At 58.4% G+C, this 18,150-nt stretch carries 16 protein-coding genes; 5 read left to right on the top strand and 11 right to left on the bottom strand.

Annotated elements, in window-relative coordinates:
* Nucleotides 1-3: 3 nt before the first annotated feature.
* Nucleotides 4-1,314 carry a glycosyltransferase gene (locus P8K07_14755; GenBank protein MDG1959781.1) on the top strand — a complete coding sequence of 437 codons (1,311 nt, stop codon included), beginning with the start codon at nucleotides 4-6 and terminating at the stop codon, nucleotides 1,312-1,314.
* Nucleotides 1,315-1,320: 6 nt separating this feature from the next.
* Here the strand turns inward: P8K07_14755 and P8K07_14750 are convergent, their stop codons facing one another.
* The 4 genes from P8K07_14750 to ppk1 form a co-directional block, all read right to left on the bottom strand.
* Complete coding sequence (locus tag P8K07_14750; GenBank protein ID MDG1959780.1) at nucleotides 1,321-1,620, bottom strand: hypothetical protein; 300 nt, start codon at nucleotides 1,618-1,620, stop codon at nucleotides 1,321-1,323.
* Nucleotides 1,621-1,687: 67 nt separating this feature from the next.
* Nucleotides 1,688-2,668, bottom strand: a complete 981-nt coding sequence (locus P8K07_14745; GenBank protein MDG1959779.1) for a hypothetical protein — start codon at nucleotides 2,666-2,668, stop codon at nucleotides 1,688-1,690.
* 78 nt (nucleotides 2,669-2,746) lie between these two features.
* A complete protein-coding gene (gene mgtE, locus P8K07_14740) occupies nucleotides 2,747-4,126 on the bottom strand; it encodes a magnesium transporter (protein ID MDG1959778.1) in 1,380 nt (459 codons plus the stop codon).
* Nucleotides 4,127-4,141: 15 nt separating this feature from the next.
* The gene (ppk1, locus tag P8K07_14735) at nucleotides 4,142-6,394 is read right to left on the bottom strand and encodes a polyphosphate kinase 1 (protein ID MDG1959777.1); all 2,253 of its coding nucleotides are present in this window, start codon (nucleotides 6,392-6,394) and stop codon (nucleotides 4,142-4,144) included.
* A 187-nt stretch (nucleotides 6,395-6,581) separates the two neighbouring features.
* Here ppk1 and P8K07_14730 point away from each other — a divergent pair, with 187 nt between their 5' ends.
* On the top strand, nucleotides 6,582-7,307 hold the full coding sequence (locus P8K07_14730; protein ID MDG1959776.1) for a tetratricopeptide repeat protein: 726 nt from the start codon (nucleotides 6,582-6,584) through the stop codon (nucleotides 7,305-7,307).
* Here P8K07_14730 and P8K07_14725 read toward each other — a convergent pair.
* The 5 genes from P8K07_14725 to P8K07_14705 all read right to left on the bottom strand — a co-directional run bounded on the left by P8K07_14725 (nucleotide 7,297) and on the right by P8K07_14705 (nucleotide 14,140).
* Complete coding sequence (locus tag P8K07_14725; GenBank protein MDG1959775.1) at nucleotides 7,297-8,010, bottom strand: ion channel; 714 nt, start codon at nucleotides 8,008-8,010, stop codon at nucleotides 7,297-7,299. The two genes, P8K07_14730 and P8K07_14725, sit on opposite strands and share 11 nt — an antisense overlap.
* An 84-nt stretch (nucleotides 8,011-8,094) precedes the next feature.
* Complete coding sequence (locus tag P8K07_14720; GenBank protein ID MDG1959774.1) at nucleotides 8,095-9,330, bottom strand: acyl-CoA dehydrogenase family protein; 1,236 nt, start codon at nucleotides 9,328-9,330, stop codon at nucleotides 8,095-8,097.
* A gap of 13 nt (nucleotides 9,331-9,343) precedes the next feature.
* On the bottom strand, nucleotides 9,344-10,456 hold the full coding sequence (locus P8K07_14715) for an acyl-CoA/acyl-ACP dehydrogenase (protein ID MDG1959773.1): 1,113 nt from the start codon (nucleotides 10,454-10,456) through the stop codon (nucleotides 9,344-9,346).
* A 237-nt stretch (nucleotides 10,457-10,693) separates the two neighbouring features.
* Nucleotides 10,694-13,201, bottom strand: coding sequence for a DUF4215 domain-containing protein (locus P8K07_14710; protein ID MDG1959772.1), 2,508 nt, complete (start codon nucleotides 13,199-13,201; stop codon nucleotides 10,694-10,696).
* A gap of 135 nt (nucleotides 13,202-13,336) precedes the next feature.
* Complete coding sequence (locus P8K07_14705; GenBank protein ID MDG1959771.1) at nucleotides 13,337-14,140, bottom strand: alpha/beta hydrolase; 804 nt, start codon at nucleotides 14,138-14,140, stop codon at nucleotides 13,337-13,339.
* Nucleotides 14,141-14,217: 77 nt separating this feature from the next.
* On the opposite strand from P8K07_14705, the gene P8K07_14700 reads away from it, so the two are divergent.
* Nucleotides 14,218-15,021 carry an enoyl-CoA hydratase-related protein gene (locus tag P8K07_14700; protein ID MDG1959770.1) on the top strand — a complete coding sequence of 268 codons (804 nt, stop codon included), beginning with the start codon at nucleotides 14,218-14,220 and terminating at the stop codon, nucleotides 15,019-15,021.
* Between the two features lie 25 nt (nucleotides 15,022-15,046).
* Here P8K07_14700 and P8K07_14695 read toward each other — a convergent pair whose 3' ends face one another.
* Complete coding sequence (locus P8K07_14695; protein ID MDG1959769.1) at nucleotides 15,047-15,604, bottom strand: nuclear transport factor 2 family protein; 558 nt, start codon at nucleotides 15,602-15,604, stop codon at nucleotides 15,047-15,049.
* Nucleotides 15,605-15,676: 72 nt separating this feature from the next.
* Between P8K07_14695 and P8K07_14690 the strand changes: the two genes are divergently transcribed.
* Nucleotides 15,677-16,324: a glutathione S-transferase family protein gene (locus P8K07_14690; GenBank protein MDG1959768.1), complete on the top strand. Its 648-nt coding sequence runs from the start codon at nucleotides 15,677-15,679 to the stop codon at nucleotides 16,322-16,324.
* Between the two features lie 5 nt (nucleotides 16,325-16,329).
* Here P8K07_14690 and P8K07_14685 read toward each other — a convergent pair whose 3' ends face one another.
* Nucleotides 16,330-17,103 (bottom strand): enoyl-CoA hydratase-related protein, encoded by a 774-nt coding sequence (locus P8K07_14685; protein MDG1959767.1) that lies wholly within the window; start codon nucleotides 17,101-17,103, stop codon nucleotides 16,330-16,332.
* A gap of 156 nt (nucleotides 17,104-17,259) precedes the next feature.
* Here P8K07_14685 and P8K07_14680 point away from each other — a divergent pair, with 156 nt between their 5' ends.
* Nucleotides 17,260-18,147: an SDR family oxidoreductase gene (locus P8K07_14680; GenBank protein ID MDG1959766.1), complete on the top strand. Its 888-nt coding sequence runs from the start codon at nucleotides 17,260-17,262 to the stop codon at nucleotides 18,145-18,147.
* Nucleotides 18,148-18,150 lie beyond the last annotated feature (3 nt).

Genomic DNA, 18,150 nt, shown 5'->3' with positions numbered 1-18,150 from the left:
TCCATGCGGATTCTTCAGGTAAGCAACGGCTACCCGCCACGCGCCTTTGGCGGGGTGGAGACCCACACCCAGCGATTGGCGCGGGTTCTGCACCGAAAAGGCCATACCGTCCGTATTTTCACTCGCCATAGTGACCCCGAGGGCAGCGATGGGGATATCCTTGAGGAGGTCGTCGACGATCTGGCTGTCACCAGCGTGGTCAACGACGCTCGAGGCGGTCAATTCCGCGATCACTTCCTTTCGACGGCCGTCGCCACGGCGTTTCGTCAGGAAATCCGAAAAACACGACCCGATATCGTACACTTCCAGCACCTGATCGGATTGTCGGGCGATCTGCCCATGATCGCCCGGGACGCGGGGATCCGCTGCGTCGCCACCGTCCATGAATACTGGTACGCCTGCCACCGCGTGATGCTGCAACGCGAAGATCTGACACCCTGTGAAGGTCCGCTGCAGCGGGACTGTGTAGCTTGCGTATCCGGAGAGGCGGCCTCTGCTGCCGAACCTTCCGAGGCCGGTCGAATTCGTACGAGACTCGCGCAGCTTCTCCCCTGGAGTCCGGCCAGAGCCGCCGGCCCGCTTGTCGCGGATGAACGATTTCAAACGCTGCGCCAAGCGCTCGATACCTACGATCGTATCGTCACACCCTCAAAATTCGTTATCGAGGAGCTCCACCGGCAGGGTATGCCCATGCCTACGCTATCCACTCGCGCGATCGCTCTCGGGCTGCCCACACCATCCAAGGAGGCTACCCTTTCACGAACCGAGCCGATCTCGGAAAGCCATCCTCTCCGGATCACCTTCATCGGCCACCTCCTGCCGCACAAGGGACCGCATATTCTCCTCGAGGCGCTGCAGGAGTTGCACGACCTGCCGCTCCGACTCGCACTTCACGGTCGACGCTGGGAACAACACCCCTATGAGGCACAATTGGGCCCCCTCCTTCGCGAGGAGCCACGGGCGCGGGCTTACGGGATCTTTGCGGACGAAGCCCTGCCGGAAATTCTGGCAAGAACGGATGCTTTGGTTGTGCCCTCGACCTGCCCTGAAAGTTTCGGACTGGCCACACGGGAGGCGATGCTCGCCGGGCGGCCCGTAATCAGCACCAATTGTGGCGCGCTCCCCGAGTCGATCCGGCAGGAACAGGACGGACTTCTGGTTCCGGGAGAGGACCCCAAGGCACTCGCTGGGGCTTTGCGGCGCCTGGTCGAGGAAGAAGGTTTGCTGGCTCGCCTCAGTGAAGGTGCGCGAAGTGCTCCGATCGCGAGCATGGAGCATTACGCCGACGCGATCGAAGGCTTCCTCTATGCATGAAAGGGACTAGAGGCCGGACCAGAGAAACTCTTCTCGGTAGGCATCCGAGAGGGCCTCGCGCTCCTCCGGCGTCAAATCGCCATCCCACCACGCGACAACAAGAAAGGCTTCCCCACGTGCCGTTACCGCCTGCGGGACGAACTCCAGAATCAGTGCTTCCGGATCAAGCTCCAGTTTTTCCGTGAGCCGATCCCCGAATTTCTCGACTGTCTCGACGTCCGGGCGGTCCAACGCCCCGATGATCCCGAAAGTATCAGGGTCACGGAGATAGCCGGCGGCAAGAAGAAGTTCTGAAAAACCACTCACGACTTCCAGCCCTCACGAATTCCTTGTGGTGTCCAACATGATCATTCTATTCTCGCCTAATTCTCTCTCAAATCAATATGAGAGAAGGCACCCGGCGAGAGACTCTTTCCGCCGGCCCCTCGCCAAGCGTGGAGGGCGTGTTCAGATAATCCATCCCTCCACTCGTTCGTTCCACCAGACAGACGTCCCCTCCCGCACTGCCCAGCCCTCCGGTATATGCGCCATGATCGCGCAGGAGCGCTGCGGCCTCTTCGATCGTGCCCCCCGGCACGCCGGTCTGCCGGCCATCGATGGCGACAACCACCAACGCGCCCTCTTGCCGGGCGCCAATCGCGAACAGGGGCAAGCGAGCCTTCGGCAGGGGACCGGTGAAGATCAAGGCACCAGCCCTCGCCTGCACGCCAGGGAGATTCGCTTCCTCGACCAACCTGAATAATTCTCCGACCCCGGTAACTGCCGAGTCCACATTCACGCGCAACGAACCTCCCGCCAGCAGAGTATATGCAGCCTCCGATGTCGCCGGCAGCCGCCGCCGCAACTCGACCCAGAATTTTGGGTCGAGATCGGGACCACAACCGTCCGCAAAATCGAAAACGTTGCGCAGGTCGGCAAGCATGCGGGGATGCGACAGGAAAGCCTCGAGCGGAAGGCATGCACCGGCGTCAAGAATCTGAGGCATTTCCAGACCGAGGTAAGGTAACTCGAGCGGACTGCCGAGTTCCTTGATCGATTGATGCCAGCCGCGGTCGGGAGACCAAGAGAGCATCCATAAGGGATCACTCGGCGGCGCATCATCACGGAGACCGCGCAGGCGATGTCCTTCCACGAGCCACGCGCCGAACTGCCAACCCCAGTTGGTAGGACAAAATCCGATCGTGCCGGGATCCTCCGCGGCCAACCAATCTTCCGGACGGATGCCCGGAGCCTCGCCCCAAAGCGATTCCGTTGCTGCGAGATCCAGTAGCGGGCCGCCCCGCACAATCCCTTGATCAGAGAATCGCGGATCGAGACAAAGTCGCGGCCGGATCTGTGGCTCGATGATCAACACGGTCCATACAAGCTCGGTCCCCGACGGTCCTGCTCTCCGCTCTCGACGAATTTCGATCCCGTCTCGCACGGAACCGGTTCAGAGAATTGTGCCGGCGAGAAGGAAGGAGGCAAATGTGAAATAGATGACGATCCCGGCCACATCGACCAGAGTCGCCACAAAAGGCGCTGACGCTGCGGCCGGATCCGCACCTATACGGCGCATCAGAAAAGGCAACATGGAGCCAGCGGTCGTCCCCACCAGAACAACGCCCATCAGGGCGATGCCGACGGTAATTCCAATGAGAATCGCATGCTCCCCGTAGAGCCCGAAAACTTCTGCCCAGAGCCAAACCCGCAGGAAGCCGAGGACGCCGAGGATCAAACCAAGAGCAACGCCCGAACGGAGTTCCCGCCAGAGAACCTTCCACCAATCCTTGAGGCCCACTTCGCCAAGCGCCATGGCTCGAATCACGAAAGTGGTCGCCTGCGAGCCGCTGTTGCCCCCGCTGGAAATAATCAGGGGGATGAAGAGCGCCAGCACAACCGCACGTGCCAGATCACCCTCGAAGCGGGCCAGAGCGCTGGCGGTCAGCAGCTCCCCAAGGAAGAGGAGGACCAACCAACTTGCGCGTTTTTTGATCAATCCCCGAACGGACATGACCAGATAGGGCTCATCCAGAGCCTCGGAACCCCCGATTTTATGAATATCCTCGGTGGCCTCTTCTTCAGCAACATCAAGAACGTCGTCCACGGTGACGATGCCGATCAGAAACCCTTCACTATCGGTCACGGGCAGAGCCACCCGGTCATATTCCCGAAATACCTCGATCGCTGTTTCCTGATCGTCGGTCGCCTTGAGCGCCACATATCGGTGGTCGCAAAGCTCCTCGATACTGGCCTCCGGACGGGACAGAAGAATTTCACGAATGCGCAAATCGTCAATCAAACGACCAGTGTCATCGACAACGTAGAGAACGTTCAGAGTTTCGCGATCCTGACCGTGACGTCGAATATGTTCGAGCACACGCTCAACCGTCCAATCCTGCCGGACTCGAATATACTCAGGGGTCATCAAACGGCCGATCGAGTCTTCGGGATATCCGAGAAGCCATGCCGCGACCCGGCGCTCCTTGCTCGAAAGCTGGGCCAGCAGGGCGCGGGAGACAACGGCCGGCAACTCCTCGAAAAGCGCGGTCCGATCATCCGGTGCCATATCCTCGAGCAGGCGGACCAGATCGTCTTGAGCAAAGGTATCGACAAGCTCCCGACGGGCTTCAGGGTCCAGACACTCGAAGGTTTCAGCCGCGAGTGCTCGCGGCAGAATACGAAACACCAGACCACGTTGGTCAGCCGGCAACTCGCCCACCAGCACGGCGATATCAGGGGACTCCCAGGAGGAGAGCGCCTCGCGAAGCCCGGAGAGGTCTCGTCTTTCGAGAAATTCGGTGATCTGAGGCTGCGGTGGCGGTGCGTTCATGATCGTCCCTGCGACTCAGGAAAGAGTTCGTCGCGCGATTCCCCTGGTTTTACGCTTCTTCAGCCGTCCCGCGGCCTTCCTTCGCTTGTCCGCGAGTTCAATCAATCTCGCCTGTGAGCTCGACTTGCGCCCAGACCCCTTCAAGGCCGACAACCGCTCGTAGCGACCGTCCGCCATCATTTCCCATGCGTCCTCACGGTCCTCCAATTGCAAGTCGAGATAGGATCGTAGTTCGAGCTGAAGGGACTCCTCGAGAACGGGCACCAGAACCTCGACTCGACTTTCCAAATTTCTCTTCATGCAATCAGCAGAGCCAATCCAATATTCCGGCTGGTTCCCGTTTGCGAAATAATAGAGTCGGGCATGCTCGAGAAACTGCCCCACAATACTGACCACCCGTACGTTTTCGGTAAGACCGGAAATCTTTGGTCGCAGACGACACGTATCACGAATCAAGAGGTCGATACGAACGCCGGCCCGGGCAGCGCGATACAGGGCTCGGGTGATGTCCGCATCTTCCAACGCATTCATCTTCATCTGGATATGCGCAAACCGATGCTGCTCGAGATGGTCGACCTCTCGTTCGATCTTCTCGATCAAAGCAGACTTCAGGGAAACGGGTGCGACCAGAAGATGTTTATATTTCCGACGAGGCTTGTACCCAGTCGTCAGGTAATTGAAGAGTTCCGTGAGGTCGCCACCAATTTCCTCATCGGAGGTCATCAAGCCAAGATCGGAATAAACTCGCGCCGTCCCCGAATGATAATTGCCCGTCCCGATATGAGCATAGCGCCGTAATCCGTCGTGGTCCTGACGGACCACGAGAATCGTCTTGCAATGGGTTTTGAGACCAACCACCCCGTAGGTCACGTGAATCCCCATCTCCTCAAGCCGACTCGCCCAAAGAATATTCGCGTCTTCGTCAAAGCGAGCCTTCAGTTCGACCACGACAGCCACCTGCTTCCCGTTACGAACGGCCTCCAGCAGATGATCAATCACTTTGGTTTCGGCCGAGGTACGATAGAGCGTCATCTTGATGGCGCGCACCTTCGAATCTCGGGCCGCTTCGAGAAGAAATCGCTCCACCGAAGTCGAAAAGGACTCGTAGGGATGGTGCAGAAGGATTCCACCGGCATCTCGCAAAACATGAAAGATATTTCGCTCCGGGGTAAGCGACACGTTGTCGATCGGTCGATGCGACGGGTCGCGCAAATCCGGTCGATCAATCGCAGCGATCTCGAGAAGGTCGATCAGGGCAAATCGACGATGGACCGCCCGCACTTCGGCATCCGCATCGAGACCCAGTTCGGCTGCGAGCATCGAGCGACGCGCAAGAGACATCTCCGACCCAACCTCGAGGCGTACAATTGGCGCAAATCGACGGTCTCGCAACTCGGTCTCGATCATCGCGAGCAGGTCGTCGGCCTCTTCTTCATCGAGTTCCGTGTTCGCATTTCTCGTCACACGGAAAAGCTCGCAGGCAACAACTTCCATCCCCGGGAAAAGAATATCGAGGTTCTCCGCCATGACTTCTTCCAGAGCCACGAAAGTCTGCTGGTCGTCAACCCTCATCCATCGAGGAATCCCGGAACCGATCGGCACCTTCACCCGCGACATCATCGTGGCGGGGTCCCCGGGATAACGAACTGTCACGAGGAGATTCAGCGAAAGGTTCGAGACGAACGGAAAGGGGTGCGCGGGGTCCATCGCTTGCGGTGTCACCAGAGGAAAAACATTCCGCAGGTACTCGTCTCGCATCTTGAGCCGTTGCTCTTCTTTCAGGTCGCGAATGCGCAGAAGTTGAACATCCGCCTGTTTGAGGAGTCTTCGGAGCTGCTCGAAGAGCGCCACCCGCCGCTCGTCCAATTTCTCGATGAACGCATAGGCCTCCTCAATCTGCTGACCAGGTGTTCGACCATCGACGGTCGGTTCCCGCACGCCAGCAGCCAACTGCTGCTTGAGACCACCGATCCTTTTCATGAAAAACTCGTCGAGGTTTCCGCTCACGATCGCGAGAAACTTCACACGTTCGAGCAGAGGGTTCCGTGCGTCTTCCGCCTCGGCCAGAACGCGCCAGCAGAAGGCGAGCCACGTCAACTCGCGATTCAGATAGAGCTCGGCGGAACCTAGCGAGGGCGGCGACGGCCCCTCGAGAGATGCACCTACCGGATCCTCGGGCAAAACCAGTTCCCGGTTCGGGCCGGACCCCGAAGGCCGGGTGCTCGTCTCCGGAATTGACTTGGAATTCTCTGTTTTCGAAGGATTCATATGATCATCTGCTGTCCGAGAGGGACGCAGGCCCTTCGGAAGTATCGCCCCCCGCTCGCCACCTGTCGAGAGTCGATCTGCCCGCTCGCTCGACAACTGGCTCGGAGAACGGAAGTATTTGCTTATGACCCTGAATTCCCGAGAGCCTTTTCGCCGTTTTCCTATATCAACCGCTATCGGATTTGCGATGGCCCTCGGAATCGCCTCATGTACTGCCGCAAAACCCGACAATCCGAATCTGGGCCCTCTGGCCGCCGAGAAATACTTTCTTCTGGGCGAAAGACTCGCCGATGAGGGCCGCGCCCATGAAGCGATCGATGCGTATCATGCGGCCATCCGCGCCGCTCCGGACTTCTCGATGGCCTACTACGATCTGGGAAATCAGTACGCGAAGCTCGGGCGCTTTGAACCAGCGATCTCGGCCTACAAAAGAGCCATCCAGAAAGACTCGACAATGATCAAGGCATACAACAATCTGGGCCTTGCTTATACCGCCAATGGCGAGGCCTCAAAAGCAATTGTTGTCTTGAGGCGCGCCACCGGCATGAACCCGAACTATGCGCGAGCCTGGAACAGCCTCGGCTCGGCTTACGATGCGAACGGAGATCATTCGAAGGCAATCCTGACCTTCAAGCAAGCGATCGAGATCGATCCGGGCTACGGCGATGCCTATAATAATTTGGGGGTCGCTTACGCGAATCTCGCGCTCTTTCGCGAAGCGGAAGATGCATACCAACGCGCCCTTCGGATCCGACCCGACGATATCAACGCAATTTTCAATCTGGGCCAGCTATATGCCGCCCTCGGAGAAACCGGCAAGGCCGAAGAGCAGCTGCTCATTCTGGAGCCTGCGGACCCCTGGAAAGCCGATGCTCTTCGCAAGGCAATCTCACGCGGCATACCTATTCGTTAGCCTCAGCAGAAGCCTCCTGAGAGGCCATCATTTGCATGCCGACAAGTCGAGCCACGACAACGGCAATAAATAACTGTCCCAGAATCCCTTCGGTTGCCGCCAACATCTGCGCCAGCGGGTGGACAGCCAGAATATCTCCATAGCCGACAGTCGAGAGCGTGATCAGACTGAAATAGAGGAAGTGGACAAAGGACGCCGGGTTTCGAGTCAGAGAATCACTGCCTGCGATCATATCCCCTCGAATCAGAAAGGAACCGGGTTTCGCGTACTCCACCAATCCGTAGAGGATCATGAACGCCAGACCGATCAGCAGAAAGACACTCAAGCCGCCAAAGACGGCGTCTGTCGTGATATGCGAGCGCTGCAGGACATCACGAGATACAACAACGATGACGAAGATAATATTCAGCAGCGCAAGAATATACGAAGCGACCGAAACTGCCTGGTTGTTGAGCGCGTCTGCGGCCCACCCTGTCCCGGAAGCTCCAACCGCGAGCACCACAGAGACGGTCAGGACTCCTTTGCGCCGGGTGCTCGCAAAAACTCCACCGAGCAACACCAAGGCAATCAACGCACGGAGAATCTCTGCCTGCGGATGCTGCACCGCTGCCATGGGCATCAAGAAAATGAGCACACAAATCGCCAGAAGTAGAACTCCGAACGAATTCGTATCTTTTGTCTCGATTATTTGATTTTCAGCCATACAAGCTCTTACTGCCTGTCCCCTCAAAAACAAAAGGGGCCACCTCCCGAAGGAAGCGGCCCCTGAAGCTCAAGAAAAGGATCTTCAGCTTTTCGGTCCGGTGGGAAGTTCCCGGAAGGGGACCGTCTTGTCGATCCGCAATTCGGGGGGCAGCCCGAGAACTCGCTCGGCAATAATGTTGCGCAACACTTCATCCGTGCCGCCGGCGATCCGCAGGCCCGGCGAACCGAGATAGGCCTGCTGCCAGATACCGTCGTCTTCAGCCGACTCGTCCAGCAATGCTCCGGACTCACCCTGCAATTCCATTGCGAAAGAGGCTGTCTGCTGCCCCAAGGGGGCACCGATGGCCTTCGCAATAGAACCCTCAGGCCCGGGTGTCGCGCCACTGAGCAGGGCCGACAGGGTTCGGTATCCGGTATATTGGATCCCTTTCTGGGCGATATAAATATCTGCCAATCGGGCGCGGACGCTCCCATCTTCGATGGCTGCTTTACCGTGGCGACGCGACCTGCGCGCCAAATCCAGCAATTTCTTGAACTGGCCGCCACCACCGCCACCGCCGATAGCGACACGCTCGTTCATCAATGTCGTCAGGGCGACACCCCAACCCTGGCCAACCTCACCAAGGCGCTGGGCATCCGAAACACGAACATCGGTGAAAAAGACTTCATTGAAAGCCTCTCCCCCGTTGATCTGCTTGATGGGACGAATTTCGACGCCGGGCGATTTCATATTCACGATGAAATACGTCAAACCCTTATGTTTGGGCGCATCCGGGTCGGTCCGGGTCACGATCATGCCCCAGTCCGAATACTGCGCACCGCTGGTCCAGATCTTCTGACCGTTGATCACCCAGTCGTCGCCATCGCGGACCGCCGACATACGCAGGCCGGCGAGATCCGATCCGGCCGAGGGCTCACTGAAGAGCTGGCACCAGATCTCGCTACCCCGCGCCATATTGGGGAGGAAGCGCTCCTTTTGTTCCGGGGTCCCATGCGCCATGATCGTGGGTCCCAGCATCCCGTGCCCGATCAGGTAGACATCCATAACCGCGCGGAACTTGCTCTCTTCCTGGTTCCAGATGATCTGTTCCATGCGCCCCATTCCCTGACCGCCACAATCCTTCGGCCACGTCAGGCAGGCCCATCCCGCATCATATTTTTTCGCCTGCCATTCCTTGGCCATGGCGACATACTCTTCATCTGTCCTTTCCGCTGCCGAGGATTTGCTACCCTCGACCAGAGGCTCCGCGTTCGCGGACAGCCACTCGCGGCATCGATCACGAAAAAGACTTTCTTCTGGGGAATCTTCAAAATTCATGGGAACCTCCGTCTCAAGCTGCTTCTGACGCTTCAATGCGCGTAATAAGTTTTTCACGCCAGGTTCCCGGAGAACCCAACGTCGCCGCGAGAACCTTTGCGCGGCGATAGAATAAATGGCAATCGAACTCCCAGGTGAAGCCTACGCCACCGTGCACCTGGATCATGTCTTCGGCGCCGAGGACAAAGGCGTCGCTCGAAGCGACCCGCAGGTTACAAGCGGCCATTGGCAACTCCGGATCGTCGGTCGAAAGTGCCCATGCCGCCCAATATCCATTGGAAACCGCAATTTGATTGCGTGCATAGAAGTCTGCGAGGCGATGCTTGACCGCCTGAAAAGATCCAATGGCACGACCGAAAGCAAACCTTTCCTTGACGTACTCGACAGAGATTTCCAAAGCGCGTTCCGCGCCACCAATCTGCTCGAATGCCAACAGGATCGCCATGCGATCCATCAATCGCTCGAAGGTCGCCTCGCCTTCGCCCGCCGCACCCAATCGCTCGAACGAAGCCGAAGAGAAAACGATCTCGGCCTGCGAGCGGCTGGCGTCCAGAGAGTTGAGTTTCTTGCGCTCGATACCGTCGCCTGCGAGATCGACCAGCACCAGAGAAGCGCCCTCCCCTTCGCCGACCAGAACGACTGCCAAATCGGCAATATCACCATCGAGAACCGGCGTTTTGGTTCCGCTGATCGTATCGCCGCTCACGCGAACCTCGAGGCTCTTGGCATCGCTGTCTCCGAGAGCCTCGGAAAAAGCGACGCATCCAATGCGTTCACCGGAGCTCAGTAACGGCAACCATTTCTGTTTTTGCTCCTCGGTCCCGCAAAGAAGAATCGCTTCGGTGGCTCCATAAACGGAAGAAGCAAATGGGATTGGTGCGAGCGAACGACCCATTTCCTGAGCGAGCAAAACAAGCTCCAGGTAGCCAAGTCCGGTACCGCCGTAAGATTCGGGCACCGTCGTGCCCAGCCATCCCATCTCGGCTACCTTCTTCCATAGACCTTCGTCGTAGGACGCGTCTGATTCGAAGACGGCACGGTCGACCTGCAAAGTCGCATTTGCCGTCAAGAATTCGCGCGCTGTTGTCTGCACGAACTTCTGATCGTCCGAGAATTCCAGATTCATTTCTTCTCTCCCTCGACAGCGACCGCTGTCCGGAGACCGCAAGTACGCAAGTTGGATTACCGAAAGGAGTTTATCTGAGAAATCTCGGAGCGCACGTTGTCTGAGAGGAGATTTCTGACTGTTCAGCCGTTATCCGCTCAACAAAGGCTCCCGAATGGCGTGCGACGCGGTTTCCGGGCGGCCGCAGCCCGGAAAAGCGACCGGAATCCGGGGCCAGGGAATACCTTTGATGAGAATCTAGCGGCAGAGGACGACTGAATTCCCGTTCCGCAGCGAGCAATAAGGACCGGGCTTTGCGGCCGAAAAAGCCATCTCCGCGCAAACAGCGGCCATCTCGGGGTCGGGGTCAAGAGTGAGCGTCGCCATGAGCGGCAGCTGCATTTCGGGGAAGGCAAAGCTTCCCTTTGCACCCGTGACCTTGAAAGCGATTGCGTTCGGATCTCGCCCTGTACGCTTCAGAATCACTTTCTGAACTGCTCCGGCAATCAGCTCTCTGGAACGAAAACGATAGCCGCCGTTTTTCAAGGGAATCCAACCGCTTCGCGTAACAGGACTGAAGGCGCCGCCCGGGATCGTGGCATCGACCACCGATGCCCCATTGGCATCCTCGACAAGGAGTCTGACGCCATTGTCACGCGGATCAAAAACAGGCGGGGCATCGAAGACCATGAACCCTTTGAGGAGGAACTTGTCGTCGCCGTCGCCGGTTGTCAGCTTCGAGATTTTGACCTGAGGAGAGATCGGCTCGCCGGACGCGGTGCAGATATCGCAGAAATCACCATCACCGTCACCGTCGCTGTCGGTCTGGTCCGGATCGAAAATGTCCGGGCAAAGATCCTGAGCGTCACAAGTACCATCTTCATCTGCGTCGGGGAGACCCGAGTCATCCGGACACGATGCGTTCGCGCCGTCGCAAACCTCGGCGACATCGCAGGCACCCGACGAGGCACGACATTCGACACCGGCGCGGCCCGGCAAGTGAGTGCAGGAACCGGAACCGTCGCAGCGATCTTCGGTGCAGAAAATACCATCGTCCGGACACGGATCACCTGCGGCAGCTTCCAGATCCGCGGGGCATGCATGGTTCAGACCGTCACAGAATTCTTCGGCATCACAATCATAGGCACTGGAACGACAGCTTGTCTCGCTTCCATATTTTTGATCGCTCGGACATTGGTTACCCACGCCATCGCAGACCTCCGCCACGTCGCAAATCCCGCCCGCGATCCGGCACGTATCCGTTCGCTTCATATCGGCAGGACAAAGACCGCTATCGCCCGAACAGACTTCGGCCAAATCGCAATTCCCCTGCAACCCCCGGCAAAGGCTGCCTGGCAACTCGAGGGCATCGACCGGGCAATCGTTTGAAGACCCATCACAAAATTCCTCGACATCGCAACTGCCCACAGCCGATCGGCAACTCGACTCGCTCTTTGCATCCGCAGGACAGCTCTCGGCGGTCCCCGAACAGTATTCCGCCGGATCACAAATGCCCTCCGATATTCGACAAGCGACGCCCGAACCACGAAAGCTGCAATCCTCATTGCAGCAAACCTCAAAACCGTCGGGCCCACTTTCGCAGGCTTCGAATTCATCGAGAATCCCGTCGCCGCAGCGCTCCTCGGTGCAATCGGCTCGACAGCCGTCTCCGGGGACCAGATTCCCATCGTCGCATTGCTCCTCTCCGACGAGAAGGTTGTCGCCACAGACTTCGGGCAACATCACGCCGCTGGGTGGCTCCCCAACATTATTATTATTGCGACCCCAACAATATGCGATTCCACTCTCGCGAAAGCCACAGTTGGTCTGCCAACCCGCGGCCAAAGCAACGAACAAGCCTTCCGGATCTTCATTCTGTTGATAGCTCGCCGACCCGAAGCAACGAATGCGGCCGTCCAGAGTCAGACCGCAGGTATGCTTGTCGCCCACTGTAATCGAGGAAAATTTCTCGCCCGACGGGACTTGTAGCTGGCCATCGCCATCGGCCCCCCAGCAAATGGCGTCATCGTTCTCCAAAAGAGCGCAGCTGCTGCGGCCTCCGGCAGCGACCTGCACAAAGCTGCCCTCGGTCGGGGCATCCGTCCTGCCGTAAAGAGCAGAACCCCAGCACTCGATTGTCTGATCAGCGCGAATCGCACAGCCGTGCGAGTGGCCAATCCCCATACTGATAAATGAACCGGCCGGTGGTGTCGCCTTGCCGCTGGTATTGCTCCCCCAACACACAATCTCCCCGCCATCCTCGGGACGCTCGAGCGCACAGGAATGCTCGGAGCCAACCTGAATATCGGCGAAAGCTCCCAGAGGTGGGGTTGCGCGGCCGCTCCCGTCGTTGCCCCAGCAAGAAAGTGAGTTGTCCAACCGCTGCGCACACGAGTGTCGATAACCAGATACGACTTTCTTGAAATTACTCCCCTGCGGGGCCAGCAGCTGGTCGTGCGTATTGTTCCCCCAGCACTGAATATCGGAGTCTCCATCCAGCAAGCAGCCGTGATTCCCACCAAGCGAAATCCGATCGTTCTGGGTCACCGGACAGGTGCTGGGCTCACCGAAACAAACCCTCTGTGCTTCGACCTGGCAGGCACTGTCACAGCCGTCCCCGGAAAATAGATCCCCATCATCGCAAGTCTCGCCGACGGTGACGATCCCGTCACCGCATGTGGCGGCAGCAAGGGCCGGCGAGAGGCCGACCGCGAGGAGGGCGAAACACAAAGTCATCCGGACGCGCTTGCAAAAGATCGTTTTCATGGGGTTTTCCTGAGAGCTGCGGGCGCAAAAATCACGCCGGTATCTATATAAAAAAGCAGATCCTCCGCTAATTACGCAACAGAGAAATTGGGGAATTCACGGCCGCCGGAAAAGGAAAACATAGCGTTTTCCCTATCAGGCGCGCTCCCGAAGGTGCCTTTCCACGAGCGATCTCCAGATCTCGGGGTGGGTTCTCTGGGGGCTATGCCATGCGCCCTCGATCCGCTCGAGGCGCGCCCCGGCGATCCCTTCGGCGAGGTGCACTGCCGCCGGAACGAAGGCCGTATCTTCAGCACCAACCATCACGGTGGTCGGAATCCGGATTTCGCCGAGTCGGTCCAAAAGAGAAGGACCTCCAAAAACCTCGGGAAAGAGAGCAATAAAGGCTTCCGGATCCATCCGGCTCAGGCGCGACTCCTGATTCGCCTCGAACCACGCGTCTCCAAATATCTCGCGCATCCGACGTGATTCCGGCAAGGGGGGCATTTTACGGTTCATCGCGAGAAGCCCTTGCGACCGGACCAATCGATCCAGGCCCGATGGGAGCCCGTCACCTCCCAGACTCTCGGCGGCCGTATCCATCAACACCAGCGAGCGAAACATCGCGGGACGAAGCAGAGCGCAGCGAAGAGCCACCATGCCACCCATCGAATGTCCGAGAAGATCCACCGGGCCCTCGGCCACCTCCTCGAGAAATGCCAACAGATCATTGGCCAGAATCTCCAGAGAGTAGGCCTCGGTGGTCCCGAAGTTCGTCGAGTCGCCATGCCCGCGGTGATCGGCTGCGATCACACGGCGAGACTCGGAAAGCCCGACCAGATGATCCTCGAAATCAATCCGGGCACCCGTGAAGCCATGGACCAAAACCAGAGTGTCCGGTCCCCGGCCATGTTCTTCCCAGGCGATATTCACTTCACCAATGCGGGTGGTGTCATCCATGGATCAAGGTGTCCCCTGAGCAAAGAAGGACGTCAACCTCTTGGTGCGGCAAAGACTTCCTGCGATAGGTTGGCCCCATGGCATACGTGACAATTGAAAAACCGATCGACCACGTCTCTCTGATCACTCTCAATCGACCCGAACGCATGAATGCGATGTCATTTGATACCGTCGGGCCGCTCTACGAAGCCTTCGCCTCGGTGGCCGCCGACAATGATACTCACTGCGTGATCCTCACTGGTGCCGGAAAAGGGTTTTGTGCCGGATTGGACCTCGAGGACCATGGCGTACCGCCCAACGCCGAGGGATTGACCATGTCACGCATTGCCATCCGCGCCATGGAATATATGTCGGATTTGGTGCCTACGATGCGAGCCATGCCCCAACCCGTCATTGCGGCGATCAACGGCCCGGCCTACGGCGGCGGTATGTGCCTTCCACTGGGGGCCGATATCCGAATCGCTTCCTCCTCGGCCCGCTTCCGCTCGGCTGGTGTCACCAACGGATTGGCGGGGACCGAACTCGGGGTCAGCTACCTACTGCCGCGTTTGATTGGCGCCTCGCGTGCTTTCGAAATGATCCTCAGTGGACGCGTCATCGAGTCGGCCGAAGCGCTCGAATCCGGCCTGGTTTCGCGCGTCGTGCCCGACGAAGAACTTTTGCCGGCGGCTCTGGCTCTGGCCGAGCAGATTACCGGGTGGAGTGCCCACGGAGTGGCCATGACCAAGAAAATTCTCTGGTCCAATCTGGAAGCGGGCAGTCTGACCAATGCGATCGACTGCGAGAACCGGAACCAGTTGCTCGTCAGGTTGACCACCGAGAATCTCGCGGAAGCGATTCGGGCACGCCGGGAAGGTCGCAAACCCGACTACAAGGACTGACCTCGAGAGCGAATGCCTTCCGACCTCAAGCCCCTGGCGGGAGAAATTGATAGGACCGATCCGAACGATCCCGCGCAACTCCCGAATCCGTTCGTCCTGAATCGAGGGTGCGAAAGCTCTGCATATCGGCGATATGGACCCGTTCCCTAATTCTCAACGAGCTACCCTCTCGGACCCAACGATCGAGGTATCGGCCTCTCGAGACCACTTCGACTTGAGCACCCAGCTCGTCCGGAAGAGTCCAGAGATTGACCGTCACATAGGCTTCGCTCGCTACGTGCTCGCCATCGCACTCGATCTGCACATTGGCAATCTGATGGGAATGGATTGCCATCAAGGCATGGGTCTCCCAGAGGTATTTCCGCAGTCCGACGGCATCGCCCCGATAGAGGCCTGCATAATCGATCACTGCCTCCGCATGCCAAAGTCCGTCAAAAATCTCCTCGTCCATCCGGTCCAGCGCACGGCAGTAAGAGGCCAATGCATCCAGAATTCGCTGGCGGGTGATCATCTCTTCGAGTTCCATCCCGAACCCTTCCCATAAATACGCCGCGGTGTCGTCCGAGTCGATTCCTCGCGCCAACCATTGACGAGGAATTTCGCGAAGGGTTAGAAATCAATGTGTGCGTTTCCCCAACAAAGGATCGGAAAACCAATGAAGATTTTTGACAGCATGGGACCCAACCCGCGCTTCGTGCGTATGTTTGTGATCGAGAAAGGACTCTCCATTCCGGCTGAGACTGTCGATTTGATGGCTGGCGAGAACCGCAAGGACAGCCACCTCGCCCGCAATCCGGCAGGCCAGCTCCCCTGCCTCGAAACGGATACGGGCGCGATGGTATCGGAGATCACGGCGATTGCGGAGTACCTCGAAGAGATGCAACCAACGCCGGCACTCATCGGGAACAACGCCGCTGAACGCGCCGAAACTCGAATGTGGACCCGTCGGATCGATCTCAACATCTGCGAGCCATTGGCCAACGGCTTTCGCTACGCGGAAGGATTGGGACTCTTTCAGGAGCGCATGCGCACGATCCCCGAGGCCGCCGAGGGACTCAAGGCCCTCAAGCACGACAACCTAGCCAAGCTCGATCAATGGATGGCCGGGCTGGAATACGTCTGCGGGGATCGGCTGACCATGGCCGACCTTCTGCTTTTTTCCTTCCTCGATTTCGGAGTCCTCGTCGGACAGCCGCTCGATCCCGAGCTGAAGAATATCGGCGCTCACTTCAAACGGATGTCGGAGAGGCCGAGTGCCGCCGCCAGCCTCGAGCCTGCGGCCGACGGCGGCACGATCGGATAAAAGCATCAGACAGGGGGCCATTTGGGCGCACGTTTTTCCAGAAACGCCATCATGCCTTCGGTCATCTCGGGGGACATGATCTCCCTTTGCAGCAAGCGAACATCGTAGGCTGGCAAGCGGCGATTGATATCGTCCTTCGCCAGCATCCGAGCTCGTGGACCGGTTTGTCGAACGATGTCCAGAACGCGCTCGGTCTCGGCCTCCAATTCGTCATCCTCGACCGTTTTCGCAACGATCCCCCAGGCATCTGCTTCGTCAGCCGAAATTTCAGCGGCGGTCAACATCATGTATTTCGCCTTGGCCAGTCCGACAAAGTACGGCAGGCGCGCGCTCATATGCGGGTCCGGGATGCCGCGCAGCAATTCCGGGACGCGAAAGGTCGCACTTTTGCCGGCAATCGTGATGTCGCTGAAGAGGACCAGGTTCAAGCCGCCCGCATGGCATTTTCCCGCGACCGAGCAGACGACAATCTTGCGGCATCGTTCGAGGTGGCGAAATGGATGATGGTCCGTCGGATCAGGTTCGGACATCAAGGCATCGCGGTTCTCCATCTCGCCGGACATATCCCCCCCAACGCAGAACCAGCCGTCCATACCCTTGATGCACATGGCATCAATTTCGGGGGTCTCGTCGGTCATCACCAAAGCTTTCTTCAGACCGCGGTACATATCCTGGGTCATCGAGTTCCGCTTGGCCAACCGGTCAATCCTGACGTGGAGGACGCCGCGGTCCAGATGGGCGTGGAGGTATTGGGTTTCAAGATCAATTCTATCGTTCATGAAGTTCACCTTTCTCGCGCTTTGCTTAACACCGATCCGCGCGAGAGAACGATCCCTCGATTCAAGAAAGTGGCACCGGCAGAGCCTGTTGCTTACCCTCCTCAAGCAGGCGGCTGGCCAAACCATCTTGGTACCCACGCCCCCAAAGGAGAAATCATGCCCATTCGCTTTGACGGAAAAGTAGCCATTGTCACAGGTGCCGGAGGCGGTCTCGGTCGCTCGCACGCACTGCAACTCGCCGAACGCGGCGCCCTCGTTGTCGTCAACGACCTCGGCGGAGCGGTGGATGGCTCTGGAGGTTCCAGCGAGGCCGCCGAAAAAGTGGTCGCGGAGATCAAGGCGGCCGGAGGGCAGGCTGTCGCCAACGGCAGTTCGGTCAGTGACCGCGCCGGTGCCGAAAAATTGATCGACGACGCCGTTTCAGCTTTTGGACGCATCGATATCTTGATCAACAACGCCGGCATCCTGCGGGACCGGACCTTCAAGAAGATGACGCTCGACGACTTCCACCTGGTCGTGGATGTCCATTTGATGGGAACCGTCTACTGCACGCACTTCGCGTGGGAAAAGATGCTTGGGCAAGGTTACGGTCGTATCGTCAACACGACCTCTTCCTCGGGCCTCTATGGCAACTTCGGCCAGTCGAATTACGGCGCCGCCAAGATGGGCGTTGTCGGCCTGATGAATGTTCTGAAGCTCGAGGGTCAGAAGTCCAACGTCCATATCAACACCATCGCTCCGACGGCCGGGACTCGCATGACCGAAAATATCGGCTTCCCGAAAGAGGCTTTCGATGCACTCACCCCCGAACTGGTCTCACCTGCAGTGCTCTATCTGGCGAGCGAAGATGCGCCCACCGGAACCATTATCCAAGCCGGTGCAGGCTATTATGCGAAGGTCGCGATCGTGGAAGCGACCGGCGCCAAGCTGGGTGCGGGTGCGACCGTAGATGATATCGCCGAAAATTTTGAAGCGATTTCTGATCTTAAAGATGCTGTCCCGATGAACGCGGGCGGTGACGTGGTCGCCAAGATTTTCGGGTGAACC

The organism is Candidatus Binatia bacterium, from assembly GCA_029248525.1.
Lineage (GTDB): Bacteria > Desulfobacterota > Binatia > UBA12015 > UBA12015 > UBA12015.
This window is presented reverse-complemented; position numbering and strand designations above follow the sequence as displayed.